This is a genomic window from Pseudomonas sp. Z1-29 (genome assembly GCF_051131995.1).
In the GTDB taxonomy this organism is placed as follows: Bacteria; Pseudomonadota; Gammaproteobacteria; order Pseudomonadales; family Pseudomonadaceae; genus Aquipseudomonas.
This window is the reverse complement of the sequence record NZ_CP071645.1, coordinates 966,694-988,260: the sequence shown is the minus strand read 5'-3', so window position 1 is coordinate 988,260 and position 21,567 is coordinate 966,694. Positions and strand designations below refer to the sequence as shown.

Below are 21,567 nucleotides of genomic sequence, written 5' to 3'. Positions count from 1 at the left end.
CCGACAACCGCACTATCTGACGCTTTTTGTCACCTCTGCTCGCTGGTCAGCCGCATATGCTTGACTAGGCTATAAATCATGAACAGTCCGCCACCGGTATTCCCATGAATGACATTGCCCTCAGCGGCCTGGCCAAGCAACTGGTGCTGGCCGAACTGATCACTGAACAAAGCGCACAGCAGGCCTATCAACAGGCGCAGCGCAATCGCACGCCCCTGGTCAGCTATCTGGTGCAGAACAAACTCGTCCAGAGCCGCCAGGTGGCGGAAATCGCCTCGGAGCATTTTGGTATCGCCCTGCTGGACCTCAACAGCCTCGACAAGGACAACCAGCCCGCTGGCCTGGTCAGCGAGAAACTCGTGCGCCAGCATCACGCCCTGCCCCTGTGGCGGCGTGGCAACAAGCTGTACGTGGGCATTTCCGATCCGACCAATCACCAGGCCATCAACGACATACAGTTCAGCACCGGCCTGACCACCGAAGCCATACTGGTGGAGGACGACAAGCTCAGCGATGCCATCGAGAAGTTCTTCGAGTCCAGCAGCACGGGCCTGGAAGGCATGGCCGACGTCGACCTCGACGGCCTCGACATCGAGTCGATCGACGACCGCAAGCAGGATGCCATCGCCGGCCAGGACGGCGACGATGCGCCGGTGGTGCGCTTCGTCAACAAGATGTTGCTGGATGCGATCAAGGGCGGCTCTTCCGACCTGCACTTCGAACCCTATGAAAAGACCTATCGGGTACGCGTGCGCACCGACGGTATGCTGCGGGAAGTCGCAAAGCCGCCCATCCAACTGGCCAACCGCATTGCCGCGCGCCTCAAGGTGATGGCGAGCCTGGACATTTCCGAACGGCGCAAGCCCCAGGACGGACGGCTGAAGATGCGCCTGTCAAAGACCAAGTCCATCGATTTCCGGGTCAACACCCTCCCCACGCTTTGGGGAGAAAAAGTGGTGATCCGGATCCTCGACCCCTCAAGCGCGCAAATGGGCATCGACGCCCTGGGCTACGAACCGGAACAGAAAGACCTGTACATGGCGGCCCTCAAGCAACCCCAGGGGCTGATTCTGGTAACCGGGCCGACCGGCTCGGGCAAGACCGTGTCGCTGTATACCGGCTTGAACATCCTCAACACCGTGGACATCAATATTTCCACCGCCGAGGACCCGGTGGAAATCAACATGGAAGGCATCAACCAGGTCAACGTGAATCCGCGCCAGGGGCTGGATTTCGCCCATGCACTGCGCTCGTTCCTGCGCCAGGACCCGGACGTGATCATGGTCGGCGAGATCCGCGACCTGGAAACCGCCGAGATCGCCATCAAGGCGGCCCAGACCGGGCACCTGGTGCTGTCCACGCTGCACACCAACAGCGCTGCCGAAACCCTGATCCGGCTACAGAACATGGGCATCCCCGGTTTCAACATCGCCACGGCAGTGCACCTGATCATCGCCCAGCGCCTGGCGCGCAAGTTGTGCATGCACTGCCGCAGAGCCATCGAGATTCCCGAGGAAACCCTGCTCAAGGAGGGCTTCCCGCGGGAACGCATCGGCTCATTCACGATCTATGAGCCGGTCGGTTGCGAACAGTGCAACAACGGCTACAAGGGTCGCGTGGGGGTCTACGAAGTGGTCAAGAACACGCCGGAGCTGCAGCGGCTGATCATGGCCGAAGGCAACTCCCTGGAAATCGACCTGCAAATGCGCAAGGACGGCTTCAATGACTTGCGCACCTCGGGGCTGGTCAAGGTGATGCAAGGCGTCACCAGTCTCGAAGAAATCAACCGGGTCACCAAGGATTGAGCATGGCGGTCAAGGCAGCAAAAACCGACGTCTACACGTGGGAAGGCAAGGACCGCAAAGGCACAAAAATGTCCGGCGAACTGACCGGCCAGAGCCCGGCATTGGTCAAGGCACAGCTGCGTAAGCAAGGGATCAATCCGGGCAAGGTACGCAAGAAATCCACCTCGATATTCAGCAAGGGCAAACGCATCAAGCCGCTGGATATCGCGCTCTTCACCCGCCAGATGGCGACGATGCTCAAGGCCGGCGTTCCTCTGCTGCAGGCATTCGACATCATCGGCGAAGGCTTTGACAACCCCAACATGCGCAAGCTGGTGGACGAGGTGAAGCAGGAAGTCGCCGCGGGCAACAGCTTCGCCGCCTCGCTGCGCAAATGCCCGCAGTATTTCGACGAGTTGTACTGCAACCTGGTGGATGCCGGTGAGCAGGCCGGTGCCCTGGACACGCTGCTCGACCGAGTCGCGACCTACAAGGAAAAGAGCGAAGCCCTGAAGGCCAAGATCAAGAAAGCCATGACCTACCCTGCCGCGGTAATCGCCGTCGCGGCGGTGGTCACCAGCATCCTGCTGATCAAGGTCGTGCCGCAGTTCGAGTCGGTATTTTCCGGATTTGGCGCAAAATTGCCGGCCTTCACGCTGATGGTCATCGGCTTGTCGGAGTTCCTGCAAGACTGGTGGTGGGTGCTGCTTGGCGGAGTGGTGGGCGGATTTTTCGGGGTGAAATATGCCCTCAAGCGCTCCCAGGCGTTTCGTGACTGGCGAGACAAGTGGCTGCTCAAGCTGCCCTTGGTCGGGACCTTGATGTACAAGTCCGCCGTGGCGCGTTATACGCGCACGCTCTCGACCACGTTCGCCGCCGGCGTGCCGCTGGTCGAAGCCCTTGACTCCGTCTCGGGCGCCACCGGTAACGTGGTATTCAAGCGTGCCGTGCAGCGGATCAAGCAGGACGTCTCGACCGGCATGCAGTTGAACTTCTCCATGCGCACCTCAGGCATTTTTCCGAACCTGGCGATCCAGATGACCGCCATTGGCGAAGAGTCCGGTGCGCTGGATGACATGCTCGACAAAGTGGCGAGTTTTTATGAGGCCGAAGTGGATAATCTGGTGGACAACCTCACCAGCCTGATGGAACCCTTCATCATGGTGATCCTGGGGGTGGTCGTCGGCGGCCTGGTGGTTGCCATGTACATGCCCATCTTCCAACTCGGCTCTGCGATCTGACATGCCCCTGAGCGAATTTTTCGTGCTTTACCCGCTGGCCTTCGTACTGACAGCGCTGCTGCTCGGGTTGATCATTGGCAGCTTTCTCAACGTGCTGGTGTGGCGCCTGCCGAAGATGCTCGATCGCGAATGGCGCCTGCAAGCCCAGGACTTGCTCGGCCTGCAGGCCGACGCCCCCGGTCCGGTCTACAACCTGATGCGGCCCCACTCCCAGTGTCCCCATTGTGGCCATCGCATCCGCGCCTGGGAAAATATTCCGCTGTTGAGCTACCTGATGTTGCGCGGCCGCTGTTCCAGCTGCGCCGTGCCCATCGGCAAGCGCTACCCGCTGACCGAACTGGCCTGTGGCGTCCTGTCGGCATTCATTGCCTGGCATTTCGGCTTCGGCTGGCAGGCCGCCATGGCGATGCTGCTGAGCTGGGGCCTGCTGTCCATGAGCCTGATCGACGCCGAGCACCAGTTGCTGCCCGACTCCCTGGTGCTGCCATTGTTATGGCTGGGCTTGATTGTCAACAGCTTCGGGCTGTTCGTCTCGCTGAACCAGGCATTGTGGGGGGCGGTGGCCGGCTATCTGGCGCTGTGGTCGGTGTTCTGGGTCTTCAAGCTGCTGACCGGGAAAGAAGGCATGGGCTACGGCGACTTCAAGCTGCTGGCGATGCTCGGTGCCTGGGGCGGCTGGCAGATCCTGCCGCTGACGCTGCTACTGTCGTCGCTGGTGGGCGCCATTATCGGCGTCATTGTGCTGCGCACGCGCGGCGCGCCGACGTCGACCCAGATCCCGTTCGGACCTTATCTGGCGATTGCCGGCTGGATTGCCTTGCTCTGGGGTGGTCAAATAACCGACTTCTATTGGCAGTCAGTCGGTTTCTAATGAACAGCTCTGCGAAAAAACCCTGGATCCTCGGCCTGACCGGTGGCATCGGCAGCGGCAAGAGTGCGGCGGCCGAGCACTTCATCGACCTGGGGGTTCACGTCGTCGACGCCGACCATGCGGCGCGCTGGGTCGTTGAGCCCGGGCGCCCGGCGCTGACAAAGATCAGCGAACACTTCGGTCCTGGTGTATTGCAGGCAGACGGTACGCTCGATCGGGCAGCGCTGCGCAGGCTCATCTTCGAAAATGCCGAGGAACGCCGCTGGCTGGAGGCATTGCTGCATCCGCTGATCGCCGAAGAAATCGTCCATCACCTGGGCCAGGCGCAATCGCCGTATGCGATTCTGGTATCGCCACTGCTGATCGAATCCGGGCAGTACGCGATGACCCAGCGGATCCTGGTGATTGACGCTCCGGAACAATTGCAGATCGAACGCACCTTGCAGCGCGACCAGACCAGCGAACAGCAAGTCCAGGCGATCCTCAAAGCCCAATCCAGTCGCCAGGACCGTCTGAGCCATGCCGACGATGTGGTGGTCAACGACCGCGACCTCGCCTGGCTGCACAGCGAGGTCGAACGCCTGCATCACTTCTACCTTACTTTGCGTGGAGGCCAACCATGAGCCAAACCCCAACCGTTGATTGCCCAACCTGCGGCGCCCCTGTCGAATGGACCTCGGAAAGCAAATTCCGGCCGTTCTGCTCCGATCGCTGCAAGCTGATCGACCTGGGCGCCTGGGCGTCGGAGGAACACAAGATCCCGGTCGCACCGGATGCGGAGGATGAATTGTTCAGCGAAGACTTCAACCCTCGCTCCCATCACTAGGTTTTCCATAGCATGAGGGCCTGAAGGCGGTGCAGCCTTGAAGTGAATCAAGGCTTGTCGTCATCGTTCCAGGGGGCCGACAGGTAGCGCGTACGGTTGAAGGTTTCCAGCCATTCGGGGCTGAACACCACCAGCGCGCTGACCACCATGCCGTTGATGAAGGCCTCGGGAAAGATCATCAGCCAGAGATAGCCGATGAAATCCTCCAGCCAATAAGGCATCGCGAAGATGCCGTCATGCCACAGCAGGCCAAGCCCCAGCAGCAAGCACGCCAGCGCCGACAGGGCGGCGGCGAGGAATCCCGAACAGAAGATATACACGAACAGATTGCGCGGCTGGGCACGCTCCACCAGGATCGCGCAGCATTCCGTGACCAGTACCGGCAGGAGAACCAGCAGCGCGCCATTGACCCCGACGGCCATCATGTCCTGGCGCCCCAACAGCACCAGCGCAAGCTGGGCAAATAACCCGCCAAGGATCGCCAGCGGCCAGTCCAGCAACAAGGTGACGGCGGTCAGGCCAATGAAGTGGTACGAGACCCCCGTATCGAAATCCCGTCGCACCATCCACAACAGGATCAGCGCGAATACCGTGCCGAACAGCAGATGGTGGCGGCGATTGTCGGTAAACAGCTCGACCCACGGTGCCTTTGCCACCGCCCAGGCCAACACCGGTACGTAGATCAACCAGCCGACCGCCAGGGTCTGCGAGGAGAGCAACTCGGTACCGATCATCGACGTACTCCTTTGGCGTGCCCCTGCATCAGAGACTCCATGATCGCCCTGAGATTCAAGCCGGCATTCTACACCCCCGCCCGAACGCGATTAATCAACGCAACGCTTTCGGCTTGTCGTAATTGAACGCTAAGCTTGGGCTCATGGATGATTCCGATTATTTACGCTTGTTGACCATCGCGGCCGAGCAAGCCAACGCCTTCCTCTCCAATGCCCGCAAATGGGAGCGTGAGCGTTGGGTCTGCCAGCGCCTGTTGCAGGGGCTCAACGTGCCCTATCGCGCCGATGAGTTCGCGCCCGCCGGGGAGCCGCCGGACGTGTTGTTTCGCGACGCCAATTTCGAAGTGTTTTTTGTCCTCGATGAAGGCCGTCGTCTCAATGATGAATGGCGCGACGAACTGCAACGCCGCCGCACCGCCTTTTCCCTGAGCCAACTGGTGCGTCGCGAGGCCAAGCCAAGACGGATTCCGGCCAACGAGTTCCTGATGAGGCTGGCCCCGACCCTGCGCAAGAAAGCCCATAACTACACCGAGCGCGGCATGGACCTGGGGGAGCTGGATATCATCGCTTTCGCCAGCCTCAAGCGCGAAGTCCTCGACCTCAACAGCCATTTCCCGCCGCCTACCGAGTACCTGCGCCAAGGGTGGCGCTCGTTGTCGCTGGTGGGCCCGACCTTTGCCCGCGTGCTGTTCGCCCATCCCGATGCACCCGACTTCCTGCGGGGCAACCTGGGCCGCAGCATCGTCTTCGATGTGGGGATCAGCCTTTGAGCCCGTTACAGGAACTGATCGCCGCCGTGCCGCAGCGGGGCCGGGTACGCTGGATCGGCGTGCGCCCCGCAGGGCATGCACCGATGATCGAGCTGGACGCCGTCGAGGCACGACTGGAAGCCGGCCTGACCGGCGATCACGCTCGCCCAGGCGTGCGTAATGCGCGGCAAGTGACGTTGATCCAATGGGAACACCTGGCCGTGATCAGCTCGCTGATGGGCCGTCCCGAGGAACAACCGGTGCGTCCCGAGGAGCTGCGCCGCAACATTGTGGTCAGCGGCATCAACCTGTTCAGCCTCAAGGGCCGGCGCTTTTGCATCGGCCAGGCGATCTTCGAAACCACCGGCTGGTGCCAACCCTGCGCGCGACTTGAGCGAAATCTTGGCGAAGGCACGTTCCAGGCGGTACGCGGCCATGGCGGAATCACCGCCCGGGTGTTAAAAAGTGGAATCATTCGCCTGGACGACAGCCTGATCGTCGAGCCCGTCCCGGCAACCGGCTACGCTGCTTTTAATGCCGGATAGCCGGACGCTGTAACGTCTGCACCTTTCGCAACGTCTACCTGACGAGGCCTTTATGACCAGTCGCCTGAACCCAGAAGACCAGAAGCATGTCGAAGAGTACCTGCAACTGTCCCAGCACCGAGTCGAGCGCCGGCCTTTCCGGCCGTGGATGCTCCTGGTGGTGGTACTGGCCATCACGATTGGCCTGGGCCTGTTGAGCCGATTGATCAGTTACCTGACGCTATGAGCCGATTGATGCTCGCGCGGGTAACGGCACCGAATTCCTTTAGCCTTGCGAGATATCCCTATGACTCATCGTATTGTTATCGTTGGCGGCGGCGCCGGCGGTCTGGAGTTGGCTACCCGTCTGGGTAAGACTCTGGGCAAGCGTGGCACGGCCAGTGTGATGCTGGTCGACGCGAACCTGACCCACATCTGGAAACCCTTGCTGCACGAAGTGGCCGCCGGCTCCCTGAATTCTTCCGAAGACGAACTCAACTATGTCGCCCAGGCGAAATGGAACCACTTCGAGTTCCAGCTCGGGCGCATGAGCGGCCTGGACCGTGAGCGCAAGCGCATCCAGTTGGCCGCCACCTACGACGAAGCAGGCCTGGAGTTGTTGCCGGCCCGCGAGCTGGGCTACGACACGCTGGTGATCGCGGTCGGCAGCACCACCAATGATTTTGGCACCGAAGGCGCGGCGCAACACTGCCTGTTCCTCGACACCCGCAAACAGGCCGAGCGCTTCCATCAGCAGTTGCTGCACCATTATCTGCGCGCCCATGCCGGGCAGACTGACGTGGTCGAGCGCATCAGCGTTGCGATTGTCGGCGCGGGCGCCACCGGTGTCGAACTGGCAGCCGAGCTGCATAACGCCGCCCACGAGTTGCACGCTTATGGCCTCGACCGGATCAAACCGGAAAACATGCACATCACTCTGATCGAGGCCGGTCCGCGGGTCTTGCCGGCGCTGCCGGAGCGGATCGGCGGGCCGGTGCACAGGACCCTGGAAAAACTCGGGGTCAAGGTCATGACCAACGCGGCCGTCAGCCAAGTGACCGCCGACAGCCTGATCACTGCGGATGGCAAAGTCATCGACGCGAGCCTGAAAGTCTGGGCCGCCGGGATTCGCGCGCCGGAGTTCCTCAAGGACATCGACGGCCTGGAGACCAACCGGATCAATCAGTTGCAGGTGCTGCCTACACTCCAGACCACCCGCGACGAGAATATCTTCGCCTTTGGCGACTGCGCCGCCTGCCCGCAACCGGACAGCGACCGCAACGTTCCGCCCCGCGCCCAGGCCGCGCACCAGCAGGCCTCGCTGTTGGCGAAATCGCTGAAGCTGCGGATCGAAGGCAAGGCCTTGCCTGACTACAAATACACCGACTACGGCTCGCTGATCTCACTGTCGCGCTTCTCGGCAGTCGGCAACCTGATGGGCAACCTCACCGGCAGCGTGATGCTTGAGGGCTGGCTGGCGCGGATGTTCTACGTGTCGCTGTACCGCATGCATCAGATGGCGCTTTACGGCATGTTCCGCACGGCGATGCTGATGCTGGGCAGCAAGATAGGGCGTGGGACCGAGCCTCGGTTGAAGTTGCATTGAGCCAGCGGAACCGAGGTTGAATGATCCACCGCTATCGCGAGCAGGCTCGCTCCCACAGTTGATCATGGTCAATCCTGTGGGAGCGAGCCTGCTCGCGAAGACGGCAGTGCAGCCAAACCCGATCCAAGCGGCGACCGATCAAACCTGAAACCGCTGCACCATCGTGCGCAGCGAGTTCGCCAACTGCGAAAGTTCATGGCTGGACGCGCTGGTCTGGTCGGCCCCAGTGGCCGAGCGCACGGACAAATCACGAATATTGACCAGGTTGCGATCCACCTCGCGGGCCACCTGCGCCTGCTCTTCGGCGGCGCTGGCGATCACCAGGTTGCGCTCGTGGATCTGATGCACCGACGCCGTAATGGTTTGCAGCGCCTCCCCCGCGCGCTCGGCCATTGCCAGGGTACTGGCCGCACGGCTGGAGCTGGCCTGCATGGAATCCAGGGCCTGGGTGGCACCGCTGCGCATGCCTTGGACCATCTGCTCGATTTCCTGGGTCGATTGCTGCGTGCGATAGGCCAATGCCCGGACTTCGTCGGCGACGACGGCAAAACCACGGCCGCTCTCTCCCGCCCGCGCCGCTTCGATGGCCGCGTTGAGCGCCAACAGGTTGGTCTGCTCGGCAATAGCCCGGATCACATCCAGCACCTTGCCGATGTCCTGGGACTGGCTGGCCAGGGATTGCACCAGACCGCCGGTGATTTGCACATCGCTGGCGAGGGCGCTGATCGCGTTGACGGTATCGCTGACCCGTTCCTGGCCCAACATCGCCGACTCGCTGGATTGGCGTGTCGCATCGGAGGTGGACACCGCGTTGCGCGCGACCTCTTCCACGGCGGTAGTCATTTCGGTGACCGCAGTGGCGGCCTGCTCGATTTCGTTGTTCTGCTGTTGCAGGCTTTGAGTACTGTCGAGCGTGACGGCGTTCAATTCATCGGCAGCGGTCGCCAGTTGCGTCGCCGAGCCGCTGATGCCCAGCAGGGTTTGCCGAAGGTTCTGCTGCATGGTGGCCAACGCCTTGAGCAGGCGACTCACTTCATCATTGCCATGGGTCTCGATCGGCCGGGTCAGGTCACCGCGGGCCACACTCTCCGCGGCAGTCAGCGCCTCGCCCAGCGGCTTGACGATACTGCGGGTCAGCAACATTGCCAGGACCACCGTGGCCAGAGCCGCCAGCACCACGAACAGACTGACGATCATCCGCGAGTTGACGTAGTGCTCCTGGGATTTCTGGCTCTCGATGGACACCTGTTTGGAAAACAGTTGCGCAAGGTCGTTGAGCTGCTTGCCCGAGCCATCCACCACGGTTTTCATGTCCACCAGCAACAACTTGATCAATTCATCCCGCCGCCCCTGCTCCGCCAGGGTGAATGACTGGGCGATCCCCGCGCGGTAGGCGGTGAAGGTCTGCTTGAACTGCTCGTAGAGCGCCTTGCCTTCCGGTGTCACCACAAGCTTGTCGTAACTGGCGATTTTCTCGCTCAGTTCCTTGTCGCGGGTATCCATCTGCCCGCGATACACCGGGATGTTCTTCGGGTCTTCATCCAGGGCCATGCGCAGGGAAATGGTGCGGATGCGCAACATCAATTCGCGGATCTCGTCGCCGCCCCGGATGCTCGGCAGCCATTGGGTTTCCACCGCGACCTCGCTGTCGCGAATACTCGACATCTGCCCCAGCGCAAATACGCCGAGCAGCGCCACCAGCACGGCGATCAAGGCGAAACCCAGCGCGGCGCGAGGGGCGATATTCAACTGACGAAGAAACATAACGGGCGCCTTTTCTTGTTATCGGCCTGAAGAGAGGGCGATCGTTCATGCCCCTGTCGGCGGGTTATCGGCAAGTTGTATGATGACTTGAAGGGAAGAGGCTTTCCGGCGGGCAAAAAAAATCCCCGTATCTTTCGATACGAGGATTTTTAATATGGTCGGGGTAAGGGGATTCGAACTCCTGACATCCTGCTCCCAAAGCAGGCGCGCTACCGGACTGCGCTATACCCCGGTAAAAAAAAGGCGACCTTCGCAAGTCGCCTTCCTCGATCAGCGCTTTTGGCCTCTGATCTTAAGATTCGATTCCAGCGAACTGGTTTCAAAAATGGTGGGTCGTGTGGGATTCGAACCTACGACCAATTGGTTAAAAGCCAACTGCTCTACCAACTGAGCTAACGACCCAAATATGGTCGGGGTAAGGGGATTCGAACTCCTGACATCCTGCTCCCAAAGCAGGCGCGCTACCGGACTGCGCTATACCCCGATTGAAATGGCTCCGTGACCAGGACTCGAACCTGGGACCCAATGATTAACAGTCATTTGCTCTACCGACTGAGCTATCACGGAACTGATATTTCAAGTTACTGCTATTTACCGCTACAGCGTTGAAGCTTGCTGCAACCTCTTCGACCCGTTTGCATCGCTGCGTTCGTGTGTCTGAGGCGCGCTATTCTACAATCTTCAAAACCTCTGTCAACCCCTTAAATTGCTTTCAAGACAATGATTTGCAACTTATTTTGGATTCCTTCTCAGTGAGAAGTCGCCCTCGGGGTGACGTACTGCGGGGCGCACTTTACAAGCCTTTTCCTTTGAGTTCAACGGCCTGATGAAAAAAATGGCCTCGCCAGGCGAGGCCATTTCAATCACCGGCTGTTGCGGCTTTCAGTTGAAGACGATCTCGTCGTTTTCCACGGTGCCGGTCACGGTTTCGCCGGGCATGAAGCGGCCGGACAGAATCAACTGCGCCAACGGGTTTTCGATCCAGCGCTGGATGGCCCGTTTCAGCGGCCGTGCGCCATAGACCGGGTCGTAACCCACCGCGATCAGCTTGTCCAACGCCTCGTCGCTCAGTTGCAGCTTCAACTCACGCTCGGTGAGACGGCTGCGCAGGCGACCCAGCTGGATCTCGGTAATACCGGCAATCTGATCACGGGCCAGCGGCTCGAAGATCACCACTTCATCCACCCGGTTGATGAACTCGGGACGGAAGTGCGTGGAAATCGCGTCCATCACCGCAGCGCGTTGCGCCTCGCGATCGCCGACCAGTTCCTGGATCTGCGTCGAGCCCAAGTTGGAGGTCATCACGATCACCGTGTTGCGAAAATCCACCGTACGGCCGTGGCTGTCAGTCAGGCGACCGTCCTCAAGCACCTGCAAGAGGATGTTGAACACATCCGGGTGGGCCTTCTCGACCTCATCGAGCAGGATCACCGAGTAGGGTTTACGCCGCACGGCCTCGGTCAGGTAACCGCCCTCTTCGTAGCCGACATAGCCTGGCGGCGCACCGATCAAGCGGGCCACGGAGTGTTTCTCCATGAACTCGGACATGTCGATGCGCACCATGGCCTCTTCGGTGTCGAAGAGGAATTCGGCCAGCGCCTTGCACAGCTCGGTCTTGCCCACGCCGGTCGGGCCGAGGAACATGAACGAGCCGCTCGGACGGTTAGGGTCCGACAACCCGGCACGGGACCGACGCACGGCGTTGGAGACCGCCACCACGGCTTCTTCCTGGCCGATCACGCGCTGGTGCAACAGGCTTTCCATCTTCAGCAGCTTGTCGCGCTCGCCTTCAAGCATTTTCGACACGGGAATGCCGGTCCACTTGGAAACCACCTCGGCGATTTCCTCTTCGGTGACCTTGCTACGTAGCAGCTGGTTTTCGCTCTTGCCGTGCTGGTCGACCATCTGCAAGCTGCGCTCAAGGTCCGGGATCACCCCGTATTGCAGTTCGGCCATGCGGTTCAGATCGCCCTTGCGGCGGGCCGCTTCGAGTTCCTGGCGAGACTGCTCGATCTTCTGCTGGATCTGCGCCGAGCCCTGGACTTCGGCTTTCTCCGAATTCCAGATTTCTTCGAGATCGGAATACTCGCGCTCGTGCCGGACGATTTCTTCCTGCAACCTTTCCAGGCGTTTCTTCGCGGCCTCGTCGCTCTCTTTTTTCAGGGCCTGGGACTCGACCTTGAGCTGAATCAAGCGCCGCTCCAGACGATCCAGTACCTCAGGCTTGGAATCGATTTCCATGCGGATGCGGCTGGCGGCCTCGTCAATCAGGTCGATGGCCTTGTCCGGCAATTGCCGGTCAGTGATATAGCGGTGGCTGAGCTTCGCTGCCGCGATGATCGCGCCGTCGGTGATCGCCACCTTGTGGTGAACCTCGTAGCGCTCCTTCAGGCCGCGCAAGATCGCGATGGTGTCTTCTTCGCTCGGCTCCTCCACCAGCACCTTCTGGAAGCGCCGTTCCAGGGCCGCGTCCTTCTCGATGTACTGGCGGTATTCGTTGAGCGTGGTCGCGCCAACGCAATGCAACTCACCACGGGCCAGCGCAGGCTTGAGCATGTTGCCGGCGTCCATCGAGCCCTCGCCCTTGCCGGCCCCGACCATGGTGTGCAATTCGTCGATGAACAGAATGATCTGCCCTTCCTGCTTCGACAGTTCATTGAGCAAGGCCTTGAGCCGTTCCTCGAATTCGCCGCGGTACTTGGCGCCAGCGATCAGCGCCCCCATGTCGAGGGACAGCAAGCGCTTGCCCCGCAGGCCGTCAGGCACTTCGCCATTGATGATGCGCTGGGCCAGGCCCTCGGCGATGGCGGTCTTGCCCACGCCAGGTTCACCGATCAGCACCGGGTTGTTCTTGGTACGGCGCTGCAGGACCTGGATAGTGCGGCGAATTTCATCGTCACGGCCGATCACCGGGTCAAGCTTGCCTTCCTCTGCGCGCTTGGTCAGGTCGACGGTGTACTTGTCCAGCGCCTGGCGCGCTTCCTCGTGGTTGGGGTCGTTGACCGCATCGCCACCACGCAGGTTGTTGATGGCATTTTCCAGGGCTTTCTTGCTCACGCCCTGGCCGAGCAGCAACTTGCCCAGCTTGCTGTTCTCGTCCATCGCGGCGAGCAGCACCAGTTCGCTGGAAATGAACTGGTCGCCCTTCTGTTGGGCCAGGCGATCGGCCTGGTTGAGCAGCCGCGCCAGATCCTGGGACATGTTCACGTCACCGGTCGGATTCTGGATCTTGGGCAGTTGGTCGAGTTCTTTGGCCAACTCTTTGCGCAGGCTGTTGACGTCAAAGCCCACCTGCATCAGCAGTGGCTTGATGGAACCGCCTTGCTGTTCGAGCATGGCCTGCATCAAGTGCGCCGGTTCGATGCCGGGATGGTCCAGGCCGACGGCCAGGGATTGGGCATCGGACAAGGCCAATTGCAGTTTGCTGGTTAAACGATCAATACGCATGGGTCACCTTCCTAATGAGCAGGCCGGACCTGAAAAAACATCCTGAATGAAGAAACCTGCCAGATACCGCTATAGATGTGGCCGATTCTGGAAGATTCAAGCAGTGCGCTGTTGATGCAGATCAGCAGAGTCTAGCGTTCAAGCCAGATCAGGGAAGCGAAGCGACCGGTGCGGGCGTTGCGACGGTAGGAAAAGAAGCGCGGATCGGTCACGGTGCACAGGCCGCCACCGTACACGGCGGTGACGCCGCGAGCCGCGAGACGCAGGCGCGCCAGCGCATAGATATCCGCCAGGTACTTCCCGGCATTGTGGCTGGGCATGAAGGCTTGTTGCGACTCGGGCAGTTGCGCAACAAAAACCTCACGCACCTCAGGCCCCACTTCGAACGCTTGCGGGCCGATGGCCGGGCCGAGCCAGGCGAGGATTTCTTCGGCCGGTACTTGCAGACGATCAAGGGTGGCTTCCAGGACTCCGTTGGCCAGCCCGCGCCAACCGGCATGGGCTGCCGCGACATGGGTGCCGGCGTGGTTACAGAACAATACAGGCAGGCAATCGGCCGTCATTGCCGCGCAGGCGATACCCGGCGTGGCGGTCCAGCAGGCATCGGCGACAGCCACCTCGACCGGGTCAGCTTCGACCACCTCGATACCGTGGACCTGCTGCAACCAGGCCGGACGCATGGCGAAACGATCGGTGAGGCGACGACGGTTTTCGGCGACGGCCGCAGGCTCATCGCCCACATGGTCGCCGAGGTTGAGGCTGTCGAACGGCGCCTGGCTGACGCCGCCCTCGCGGGTGGTGACACAGGCCTTGACCCGGGCCGGCGCGGGCCAGTCGGGTATCAGCCAGTCACTCATCCGATGAACGCCTCGCGATCCTGCTTGAGCAGCGTCAGCAGCCAGACGAAGTCATCCGGCAACGGCGATTCCCAGCTCATGCGCTTACCGGTCGTCGGGTGGTCCAGCTCCAGGAAGCGCGCGTGCAGCGCCTGGCGCGGGAAGTTTTTCAACGACTCGACCATGGTCTGGCTCGCGGCCGGCGGAATGCGGAAACGACCGCCATAGGCCGGGTCGCCCACCAGCGGGAAGTTGATATGGGACATATGCACGCGAATCTGGTGGGTCCGGCCGGTTTCCAGCTTGACCCGCACATGCGTGTGCGAACGAAAACGCTCCAGCACGCGGTAATGGCTGACCGCCTGCTTGCCACCCTCCATCACCGCCATGCGCTGGCGCTGCTGGCCGTGACGGCCGATCGGTGCGTTGATCTTGCCACCGGCGGTGACCACGCCGATCACGATGCATTCATAGATGCGGCTGACGCTGCGGCTTTGCAGCTGTGTGACCAGCTGTGTCTGCGCCTGGATGGTCTTGGCGACCACCATCAGGCCGGTGGTGTCCTTGTCCAGGCGGTGCACGATCCCGGCGCGGGGCACATTGATGATGTCCGGCACATGGTGCAGCAAGGCGTTGAGCAGGGTGCCATCGGCGTGACCGGCCGCCGGGTGGACCACCAGGCCCGCGGGCTTGTTGATCACCAGGATGTCGTCGTCTTCGTAGACGATGTCCAGGGCAATATCCTGGGCGACCCATTCTCCCTGGGCCTCCTGCTCGGCGGTCAGTTCGAGGATGGCGCCGCCATGGACGATGTCGCGCGGACGGATCACCGCCCCGTCCACTGTCAGGCGACCGTCCTTGATCCAGGCGGAAAGGCGCGAGCGCGAGTGCTCGGCGAAGAGTTGGGCGGCGACTTGATCGAGGCGTTGGCCGCCCAATTCGGACGGCACCTCTGCGCGAAGTTCTATTTTATCGGACATGCTCGGACTGGGCGTCGGCACAGCCTTTGGTTTCGGCTGCGCGCTTGTGGTTAAATACGGCGTCTTTTGCCCCGAGGCTTTCAACGGGGCGCTCATCATAACAGGACGGCCCCGCCCAAGACAGCGGCCGTCATAGGGACGCAAGCCGCCATGCAAGTGAAACACCTGCTGCTGATCGCCATCCTCGCATTGACTGCTGCTTGCTCGTCGAAGGAAGTCGTAGACGAAAACCTGAGCGAAGTCGAACTGTACCAACAGGCGCAGAACGACCTGGATAACAACAGCTATACCAGCGCCACCGCCAAGCTCAAGGCGTTGGAGTCGCGGTATCCGTTCGGTCGCTACGCCGACCAGGCGCAGCTGGAACTGATCTACGCCAACTACAAGAACGCCGAGCCGGAAGCTGCCAAGTCCGCCGCCGAGCGTTTCATTCGTCTGCACCCGCAGCACCCGAACGTCGATTACGCTTACTACCTCAAGGGCCTGACCTCCTTCGACCAGGACGTCGGCCTGCTGGCGCGCTTCCTGCCGCTGGACATGACCAAGCGTGACCCGGGCGCCGCGCGCGACTCCTACAACGAGTTCGCCCAGCTGACCAGCCGCTTCCCCAACAGCCGCTATTCGCCTGATGCCAAGCAGCGCATGATCTACCTGCGCAACCTGCTGGCGTCCTACGAAATCCACGTGGCTGACTACTACCTGACCCGCCAGGCCTACGTCGCCGCCGCCAACCGTGGCCGCTACGTGGTGGAAAACTTCCAGGAAACCCCATCGGTTGGCGACGGCCTGGCTGTCATGACCGAAGCCTACCAGCGCCTGCACCTGGATGACCTCGCGGCCACCAGCCTGGAAACGCTGAAGCTGAACTACCCCGATCACCCATCGCTGGTCGATGGCCAGTTCACCCCGCGGGTCGATGAAGCCGACAACCGTTCGTGGCTGAGCAAGGCGACCCTCGGCCTGATCGAATCCCGTCCGCCGCTGCCGCCGGGCGAAACCCGCGCCAACCAGGACGTCCAGCGCCAGTTCCAGGACGCCAAGGAAGCCATTCCGAACGAGCTCAAGCCCAAGGACGAAAATGGCGACGTGATCGAAGAAGAAGAGCCGGAAAGCGAATCCAGCGATCGCTCCTGGTTCAGCTACATGACCTTCGGCATGTTCGACTGAAAGCCAAGGCACCATAAAAAGGGAGACCCTGGGTCTCCCTTTTTCATGCCTGCATTTTATTGCGCTGTGCGCCGTTCCTGTCCTTGGCTAAACTGCCTGATCTCTAGCCAAAAAGCCGCCCATCATGCTTCGTTTACTGTTCTGGATCGCCCTGATTGCCGCCGCGATATGGTTGTGGCGCAAGTTCAAGGCAACCTCCGCCACATCGAACACCTCGCGTGACCATGACGCGCGCCCGATGGTGCGTTGCGCCCAGTGCGGGGTGCACCTGCCGCGCGACCGGGCGCTGGCCCTCGACCAACAATGGTATTGCAGCCAGGCTCACCTCGAGCAAGGCCCGGGTACTCGTGATCGCTGAGGCCTCGCGTCCCCGCGTCAAACAGGCGCAGCGTCTGCTGCGCCTCTATCACCTGTACCGCCTGAGCATCGGCATCACCCTGGTGCTGCTGATCACCAGCAACATGGACAACCGGCTGCTGGAGTTCGCCAACGACGACCTGCTGCGCAGCGGCAGCTGGTTGTATCTGGTGCTGAACATCCTGCTGGTGGTGTTCCTTGAAAATACGCGTCGCCCAGCCCGGCTGTTCGGGCTGGCGCTCACCGACGTATTGCTGCTGTCGTGGCTGTTCTTCGTCGCGGGTGGCGCCCCCAGCGCCATCGGCAACCTGATCATTGTCTCGGTAGCCATCGGCAACACCTTGCTGAAGGGGCGCATCGGCCTGCTGATCGCTGCCGTCGCCACCCTTGGCATCGTCGGCTCGACATTTGTCCTCGGCCTCAGCGACGCGAGCCGCCCCAGCAGCTATCTACAGGCAGGCACCCTGGGCGCCTTGTGTTTCGCCGCCGCTTTGCTGGTGCAAGGCCTGACCCGACGCCTGGAAGCCAGCGAAACCCTGGCCGAGCAACGGGCCAGCGAAGTGCTCAGCCTCGAAGCGCTCAACGCCTTGATCCTGCAACGCATGCGCACCGGCATCCTGGTGCTTGATCACCAGCACCGGGTGCGACTGGCCAACGAAAGCGCCTTGAACCTGCTGGGCATGCACGACATGGTCGGCCAGCATATAGACGATTATTCCAGCGCCCTGGTCGAACGGCTGCAATCGTGGCGGAACAACCCCAGCCTGCGCGCGCAAAGCCTGACCATCAGCGGCACCGGCCTGACGCTGCAACCCAGCTTCATCGCCCTCGGCCCTCAGGATCAGCAGCAGATCCTAGTATTTCTCGAAGACCTGGCCCAAGTGGCCCAACATGCCCAGCAACTGAAACTCGCCTCCCTCGGGCGCCTCACCGCGGGTATTTCCCATGAAATCCGCAACCCTCTGGGCGCCATCAGCCACGCCGCGCAATTGCTCGGTGAATCCGAGGAACTGAACAACGCCGACCGACGTCTGACGCAGATTATTCAAGACCACTCCCTACGAATGAATCGCGTCATCGAAAACGTCCTGCAGCTGTCCCGCCGCCAGCAAACCGCGCCGCAACGCCTGGATTTACGCACATGGCTGGAGCAATTCGTCCGGCAGACCCGGGAAAACGCGGCCGAACCCCAGCGATTGCACCTGAGCATCGACCCGGGCGACTACATCACACTCATGGACCCCGACCAACTGGCCCAGGTGCTCGACAATCTGCTGCGCAACGCCTGGCGTCATAGCGCAATGGCCCATGAACAGGCCGAGGCCTGGTTGAAGCTGTTCGTCGACCCGCACAGTCAACTGGCCACGCTGGACATCATCGACAACGGCCCTGGCGTAACGCCGGAGCAGCAGGCGCACTTGTTCGAACCCTTCTTCACCACCAGCAGCCAGGGCACCGGCCTCGGGCTCTATCTGTCCCGTGAGCTGTGCGAAAGCAACCAGGCCCGCCTAGACTTCAAATCACGCCAAGGCGGCGGTTGCTTTCGCATCACCTTTGCTCACGGACGGAAACAGATTTGAATACACGCTCACGGCAACGAATCCTGATCGTCGATGACGAACCGGACATCCGCGAACTCCTGGAAATCACCCTGGGAAGGATGAAACTCGACACCCGCAGCGCCAAGAACCTCGCCGAGGCCCAAGCCCTGCTGGCAGGTGAAACCTTCGACCTGTGCCTGACCGACATGCGCCTGCCCGATGGTACCGGCCTGGAACTGGTGCAACACATCCAGCAACGCGTTCCTCAACTGCCGGTGGCGATGATCACCGCCTATGGCAGCCTGGAAGTCGCTATCGACGCGCTCAAGGCCGGCGCCTTCGACTTCCTGACCAAACCGGTCGACCTGGGGCGGCTGCGGGAGCTGATTGGCAGCGCCTTGCGCCTGTCGCCGGGTGCTGCGCCGAGTACGACCGTCGAGCGCTGCCTGTTGGGCGACTCGCCACCCATGCGCAGCGTGCGGCGACAGATTGAAAAACTCGCCCGCAGCCAGGCGCCGGTCTACATCAGCGGTGAATCAGGCTGCGGCAAGGAACTGGTGGCGCGCCTGATTCATGAACAAGGCCCTCGCTACAGCCAGGGGTTTGTGCCCGTCAATTGTGGGGCCATTCCAACGGAGTTGATGGAAAGCGAGTTTTTCGGCCATCGAAAAGGCAGCTTCACCGGCGCCATCGAAGACAAGCCCGGCCTGTTCCAGGCGGCTCACGGCGGGACCCTGTTCCTCGATGAAGTCGCCGACCTGCCGCTGGCGATGCAGGTCAAGCTGTTGCGTGCCATCCAGGAAAAAGCCGTGCGCGCGGTGGGCGGGCAACAGGAAGAAGTGGTGGATGTACGAATCCTCTGCGCCACCCACAAGGACCTCGGCGCAGAAGTCGCCGCCGGTCGCTTTCGCCAGGACTTGTATTACCGGCTGAATGTGATCGAACTGCGCGTCCCGCCCTTGCGTGAACGCCGGGAAGACATCGAGCTGCTGGCCAACCACATGCTCCAGCGCCTGGCCACCAACGCCGGCAGCCCAGTGGCGACGCTCCATCCGCAAGCCCTCAAAGCGCTGCAGAACTACCGCTTCCCGGGCAACGTGCGAGAACTGGAGAACATGCTCGAACGGGCCTACACCCTGTGCGAACACCAGCAGATCGAGGCCGATGACTTGCGTCTCGCCGAACACAGCGGGGCTGGCGAGGCGGGCAATCCGGATCTGATGCAGGTCGACAATCTGGAAGATTATCTGGAGGACGTCGAACGCAAGGTCATCCTGCAGGCCTTGGAAGAAACCCGCTGGAACCGCACCGCAGCGGCGCAGAGATTGAAGTTGTCGTTTCGGTCGATGCGGTATCGGTTGAAGAAGTTGGGGTTGGATTGAAGGCAGCGCTCATCCCGTGGCGAGGGAGCTTGCTCCCGCTCGGCTGCGCAGCAGTCGTAAAAACATCCTGCTGTTTCCCAGATGCACCTTGCTGAATGATTTTGGGTCTGCTGCGCAGCCCAGCGGGAGCAAGCTCCCTCGCCACGGGATTTTTGGTTGCTGCCGCAGCTGCGCTCCCACAGGGAAAGCCGAACCTACAGCCGCCCCGCCGGGGCATACGGCGCAGGATCAATCACCGGCTCACGCCCCAGCATCACGTCGACGAACAACCGGCACGAAGCCGGCGCCAGCACCAGGCCGTTGCGGTAATGGCCGCAGTTCAACCACAACCCCGCAAACCCCGGCACTTCGCCAATGTAGGGAATACCCTCCGGCGATCCTGGCCGTAACCCGGCCCAATGCCCCACCAACTCGGCGTCGGCCAACGCCGGGATCAACTCCAGAGCCGAAGCCTTGAGGCTTTCCAGCGCCGCATCGGTCGGCGTCTTGTCGAAGCCTTCATGCTCCAGCGTACTGCCGATCAAAATGTGCCCGTCACGACGCGGAATCGCATAACGGCCCTTGGCCAGGACTATGCTCGAGAGAAAATCGGACGCGCACTTGTACAAAATCATCTGGCCCTTCACCGGCTCGACCGGCAACTCCAGTCCCAGCGTTCCCAGCAACTCGCCGCTCCAGGCACCCGCGGCGAGTACGATTTGATCACCGCGTATCTCACCCGCTGAGCTCTTCACGCCAATGACACGCTCACCGTCGCGAATGAACCCGCTGACTTCGCAATGCTCATGAAGCGTGACACCCGGCATCGCCTGCAACGCAGCCTTGAGGGACTTCACCAGCCGCGGGTTACGCACATTCGCCACATCGGCCATGTAGATCGCCCGGGAGAAACCCGAGCCCACTACCGGAACCGCATCGTGGACCGCGGAGATATCCACAGTTCGCAGCGGACGCCCTTCCCGCTCGGCCCAGGCCAGTGCTTCAGCCTGGTCGTCGAGGTCCAGCCAATACAGGCCGGTGACATGCACTTGCGGATCGATCCCGGTCGTTGCGAACAAGGAATCACCCAGCTGTGGATAAAAATCCTGCGACCAGTGGGCCAGCGCGGTGACCGCCGGGCTATAGCGCCACGGGTACAGCGGCGAAACAATACCGCCGCCGGCCCAGGAAGATTCCTGGCCAAGCCCGGAGCGGTCCAGCAGCACCACCCGCTGGCCTTCGGAGGCGAGATTGAATGCCGTCAACAGGCCGATGACTCCGCCGCCGACTATCACCACTTGCTGTTGCCTGGTCATGTTCTGTTTCGACTCACAAGACAGAGGGCGCTCGTCCGCACCCGGATAAAAACTCAACGACCCCAGCAATCCTTGGTGGTCACGCCGGCAGCGGAGTTGATATTGCCCCGCTTGCCCGTGTTGTCGATCGTAAAATCACCGCACTTGTCCGTCGCCATGGACGAGCCACTTCTGCGTAGTGCGGTCAGGGTAAAGCTCTGCTCCGTCGGCGTCAGGTTAATAGTGTAGAAATCGTTGCCACCGCTCAGGCCAGTCGCGTTGGTATAGACGTTGGTCTTCGAATAGTGACGTTCGAGAATCTGCGCCTGTTCCGACAGCAGTCCGGCGATTTCGGCCCGGCGCCCCTTCTTCATGTATTCGGTCAGGCTCGGATAGCCGATGGTGATCACGATACCGATGATCGCGATGACGATCATGATTTCGATCAAGGTGAAACCCCGGTTGGATTTGCGCATGCCTTACC

At 61.4% G+C, this 21,567-nt stretch carries 20 protein-coding genes and 4 tRNA genes; 13 read left to right on the top strand and 11 right to left on the bottom strand.

Translation table 11 applies throughout. From position 1 onward, the window contains the following. Positions 1 to 104: 104 nt before the first annotated feature. The 5 genes from pilB to yacG are packed head-to-tail and all read left to right on the top strand — an operon-like array spanning position 105 to position 4,722. A complete protein-coding gene (pilB, locus tag J3P84_RS04630) occupies positions 105 to 1,805 on the top strand; it encodes a type IV-A pilus assembly ATPase PilB (RefSeq protein ID WP_434628213.1) in 1,701 nt (566 codons plus the stop codon). Positions 1,806 to 1,807: 2 nt separating this feature from the next. Next, positions 1,808 to 3,025 carry a type II secretion system F family protein gene (locus J3P84_RS04625; RefSeq protein WP_434628210.1) on the top strand — a complete coding sequence of 406 codons (1,218 nt, stop codon included), beginning with the start codon at positions 1,808 to 1,810 and terminating at the stop codon, positions 3,023 to 3,025. A 1-nt stretch (position 3,026) separates the two neighbouring features. Beyond that, positions 3,027 to 3,896 carry a prepilin peptidase gene (locus J3P84_RS04620; RefSeq protein ID WP_434628207.1) on the top strand — a complete coding sequence of 290 codons (870 nt, stop codon included), beginning with the start codon at positions 3,027 to 3,029 and terminating at the stop codon, positions 3,894 to 3,896. Continuing rightward, positions 3,896 to 4,519 (top strand): dephospho-CoA kinase, encoded by a 624-nt coding sequence (coaE, locus tag J3P84_RS04615; RefSeq protein WP_434628204.1) that lies wholly within the window; start codon positions 3,896 to 3,898, stop codon positions 4,517 to 4,519. Before J3P84_RS04620 ends, coaE begins: the two co-directional genes overlap by 1 nt. Then, complete coding sequence (gene yacG, locus J3P84_RS04610; RefSeq protein WP_434628201.1) at positions 4,516 to 4,722, top strand: DNA gyrase inhibitor YacG; 207 nt, start codon at positions 4,516 to 4,518, stop codon at positions 4,720 to 4,722. The genes coaE and yacG overlap by 4 nt, the downstream gene beginning before the upstream one ends. A 47-nt stretch (positions 4,723 to 4,769) precedes the next feature. Here yacG and J3P84_RS04605 read toward each other — a convergent pair whose 3' ends face one another. Next, positions 4,770 to 5,456 (bottom strand): energy-coupling factor ABC transporter permease, encoded by a 687-nt coding sequence (locus J3P84_RS04605; RefSeq protein WP_434628198.1) that lies wholly within the window; start codon positions 5,454 to 5,456, stop codon positions 4,770 to 4,772. A gap of 143 nt (positions 5,457 to 5,599) precedes the next feature. Here J3P84_RS04605 and J3P84_RS04600 point away from each other — a divergent pair, with 143 nt between their 5' ends. The 4 genes from J3P84_RS04600 to J3P84_RS04585 are packed head-to-tail and all read left to right on the top strand — an operon-like array spanning position 5,600 to position 8,335. Beyond that, positions 5,600 to 6,226: a DUF1780 domain-containing protein gene (locus tag J3P84_RS04600; protein ID WP_434628195.1), complete on the top strand. Its 627-nt coding sequence runs from the start codon at positions 5,600 to 5,602 to the stop codon at positions 6,224 to 6,226. Then, entirely contained in the window at positions 6,223 to 6,750 is a 528-nt protein-coding gene (locus tag J3P84_RS04595; protein ID WP_434628192.1) for an MOSC domain-containing protein, read from the top strand. The genes J3P84_RS04600 and J3P84_RS04595 overlap by 4 nt, the downstream gene beginning before the upstream one ends. 52 nt (positions 6,751 to 6,802) lie before the next feature. Continuing rightward, complete coding sequence (locus tag J3P84_RS04590) at positions 6,803 to 6,976, top strand: DUF3094 family protein (RefSeq protein ID WP_076386361.1); 174 nt, start codon at positions 6,803 to 6,805, stop codon at positions 6,974 to 6,976. Positions 6,977 to 7,036: 60 nt separating this feature from the next. Continuing rightward, positions 7,037 to 8,335 carry an NAD(P)/FAD-dependent oxidoreductase gene (locus tag J3P84_RS04585; protein WP_434571751.1) on the top strand — a complete coding sequence of 433 codons (1,299 nt, stop codon included), beginning with the start codon at positions 7,037 to 7,039 and terminating at the stop codon, positions 8,333 to 8,335. 138 nt (positions 8,336 to 8,473) lie between these two features. On the opposite strand, the gene J3P84_RS04580 is transcribed toward J3P84_RS04585, so the two are convergent. The 8 genes from J3P84_RS04580 to rluD form a co-directional block, all read right to left on the bottom strand. Next, complete coding sequence (locus tag J3P84_RS04580; protein WP_434628188.1) at positions 8,474 to 10,099, bottom strand: methyl-accepting chemotaxis protein; 1,626 nt, start codon at positions 10,097 to 10,099, stop codon at positions 8,474 to 8,476. A gap of 155 nt (positions 10,100 to 10,254) precedes the next feature. Further along, a tRNA-Pro gene (locus J3P84_RS04575) sits at positions 10,255 to 10,331 on the bottom strand. A gap of 94 nt (positions 10,332 to 10,425) precedes the next feature. Further along, positions 10,426 to 10,501 (bottom strand) — tRNA-Lys (locus J3P84_RS04570). A 5-nt stretch (positions 10,502 to 10,506) separates the two neighbouring features. Next, a tRNA-Pro gene (locus tag J3P84_RS04565) sits at positions 10,507 to 10,583 on the bottom strand. A 7-nt stretch (positions 10,584 to 10,590) separates the two neighbouring features. Continuing rightward, positions 10,591 to 10,666, bottom strand: a tRNA-Asn gene (locus tag J3P84_RS04560). A 315-nt stretch (positions 10,667 to 10,981) separates the two neighbouring features. After that, positions 10,982 to 13,546 carry an ATP-dependent chaperone ClpB gene (gene clpB / locus J3P84_RS04555; protein ID WP_181290028.1) on the bottom strand — a complete coding sequence of 855 codons (2,565 nt, stop codon included), beginning with the start codon at positions 13,544 to 13,546 and terminating at the stop codon, positions 10,982 to 10,984. Positions 13,547 to 13,677: 131 nt separating this feature from the next. Continuing rightward, positions 13,678 to 14,403: a peptidoglycan editing factor PgeF gene (gene pgeF / locus J3P84_RS04550; RefSeq protein ID WP_434628184.1), complete on the bottom strand. Its 726-nt coding sequence runs from the start codon at positions 14,401 to 14,403 to the stop codon at positions 13,678 to 13,680. Continuing rightward, positions 14,400 to 15,362, bottom strand: coding sequence for a 23S rRNA pseudouridine(1911/1915/1917) synthase RluD (rluD, locus tag J3P84_RS04545; protein ID WP_434571746.1), 963 nt, complete (start codon positions 15,360 to 15,362; stop codon positions 14,400 to 14,402). Before rluD ends, pgeF begins: the two co-directional genes overlap by 4 nt. 150 nt (positions 15,363 to 15,512) lie before the next feature. Here rluD and J3P84_RS04540 point away from each other — a divergent pair, with 150 nt between their 5' ends. From J3P84_RS04540 to J3P84_RS04525, 4 genes are all read left to right on the top strand, one after another. Further along, complete coding sequence (locus J3P84_RS04540) at positions 15,513 to 16,529, top strand: outer membrane protein assembly factor BamD (RefSeq protein WP_305498735.1); 1,017 nt, start codon at positions 15,513 to 15,515, stop codon at positions 16,527 to 16,529. A gap of 124 nt (positions 16,530 to 16,653) precedes the next feature. Further along, positions 16,654 to 16,887 (top strand): PP0621 family protein, encoded by a 234-nt coding sequence (locus J3P84_RS04535; RefSeq protein WP_434601868.1) that lies wholly within the window; start codon positions 16,654 to 16,656, stop codon positions 16,885 to 16,887. Beyond that, positions 16,877 to 18,466 (top strand): two-component system sensor histidine kinase NtrB, encoded by a 1,590-nt coding sequence (locus J3P84_RS04530; RefSeq protein WP_434628180.1) that lies wholly within the window; start codon positions 16,877 to 16,879, stop codon positions 18,464 to 18,466. The genes J3P84_RS04535 and J3P84_RS04530 overlap by 11 nt, the downstream gene beginning before the upstream one ends. Further along, entirely contained in the window at positions 18,463 to 19,809 is a 1,347-nt protein-coding gene (locus J3P84_RS04525) for a sigma-54-dependent transcriptional regulator (protein WP_434628177.1), read from the top strand. The genes J3P84_RS04530 and J3P84_RS04525 overlap by 4 nt, the downstream gene beginning before the upstream one ends. A gap of 194 nt (positions 19,810 to 20,003) precedes the next feature. Here the strand turns inward: J3P84_RS04525 and thiO are convergent, their stop codons facing one another. Further along, positions 20,004 to 21,104 carry a glycine oxidase ThiO gene (thiO, locus tag J3P84_RS04520; RefSeq protein ID WP_434628174.1) on the bottom strand — a complete coding sequence of 367 codons (1,101 nt, stop codon included), beginning with the start codon at positions 21,102 to 21,104 and terminating at the stop codon, positions 20,004 to 20,006. Between the two features lie 53 nt (positions 21,105 to 21,157). After that, positions 21,158 to 21,559 (bottom strand): type IV pilin protein, encoded by a 402-nt coding sequence (locus tag J3P84_RS04515; RefSeq protein WP_434628172.1) that lies wholly within the window; start codon positions 21,557 to 21,559, stop codon positions 21,158 to 21,160. Positions 21,560 to 21,567: the final 8 nt, after the last annotated feature.

What these genes read in the sequence shown, in the direction of transcription:
- J3P84_RS04515 (WP_434628172.1), bottom strand. Translation starts at nt 21,559, where the DNA reads ATGCGCAAATCCAACCGGGGTTTCACCTTGATCGAAATCATGATCGTC.
- J3P84_RS04600 (WP_434628195.1), top strand. Translation starts at nt 5,600, where the DNA reads ATGGATGATTCCGATTATTTACGCTTGTTGACCATCGCGGCCGAGCAA.
- J3P84_RS04590 (WP_076386361.1), top strand. Translation starts at nt 6,803, where the DNA reads ATGACCAGTCGCCTGAACCCAGAAGACCAGAAGCATGTCGAAGAGTAC.
- J3P84_RS04580 (WP_434628188.1), bottom strand. Translation starts at nt 10,099, where the DNA reads ATGTTTCTTCGTCAGTTGAATATCGCCCCTCGCGCCGCGCTGGGTTTC.
- pgeF (WP_434628184.1), bottom strand. Translation starts at nt 14,403, where the DNA reads ATGAGTGACTGGCTGATACCCGACTGGCCCGCGCCGGCCCGGGTCAAG.
- J3P84_RS04625 (WP_434628210.1), top strand. Translation starts at nt 1,808, where the DNA reads ATGGCGGTCAAGGCAGCAAAAACCGACGTCTACACGTGGGAAGGCAAG.
- yacG (WP_434628201.1), top strand. Translation starts at nt 4,516, where the DNA reads ATGAGCCAAACCCCAACCGTTGATTGCCCAACCTGCGGCGCCCCTGTC.
- J3P84_RS04620 (WP_434628207.1), top strand. Translation starts at nt 3,027, where the DNA reads ATGCCCCTGAGCGAATTTTTCGTGCTTTACCCGCTGGCCTTCGTACTG.
- pilB (WP_434628213.1), top strand. Translation starts at nt 105, where the DNA reads ATGAATGACATTGCCCTCAGCGGCCTGGCCAAGCAACTGGTGCTGGCC.
- thiO (WP_434628174.1), bottom strand. Translation starts at nt 21,104, where the DNA reads ATGACCAGGCAACAGCAAGTGGTGATAGTCGGCGGCGGAGTCATCGGC.
- J3P84_RS04535 (WP_434601868.1), top strand. Translation starts at nt 16,654, where the DNA reads ATGCTTCGTTTACTGTTCTGGATCGCCCTGATTGCCGCCGCGATATGG.
- clpB (WP_181290028.1), bottom strand. Translation starts at nt 13,546, where the DNA reads ATGCGTATTGATCGTTTAACCAGCAAACTGCAATTGGCCTTGTCCGAT.
- J3P84_RS04605 (WP_434628198.1), bottom strand. Translation starts at nt 5,456, where the DNA reads ATGATCGGTACCGAGTTGCTCTCCTCGCAGACCCTGGCGGTCGGCTGG.
- coaE (WP_434628204.1), top strand. Translation starts at nt 3,896, where the DNA reads ATGAACAGCTCTGCGAAAAAACCCTGGATCCTCGGCCTGACCGGTGGC.
- J3P84_RS04540 (WP_305498735.1), top strand. Translation starts at nt 15,513, where the DNA reads ATGCAAGTGAAACACCTGCTGCTGATCGCCATCCTCGCATTGACTGCT.
- J3P84_RS04585 (WP_434571751.1), top strand. Translation starts at nt 7,037, where the DNA reads ATGACTCATCGTATTGTTATCGTTGGCGGCGGCGCCGGCGGTCTGGAG.
- rluD (WP_434571746.1), bottom strand. Translation starts at nt 15,362, where the DNA reads ATGTCCGATAAAATAGAACTTCGCGCAGAGGTGCCGTCCGAATTGGGC.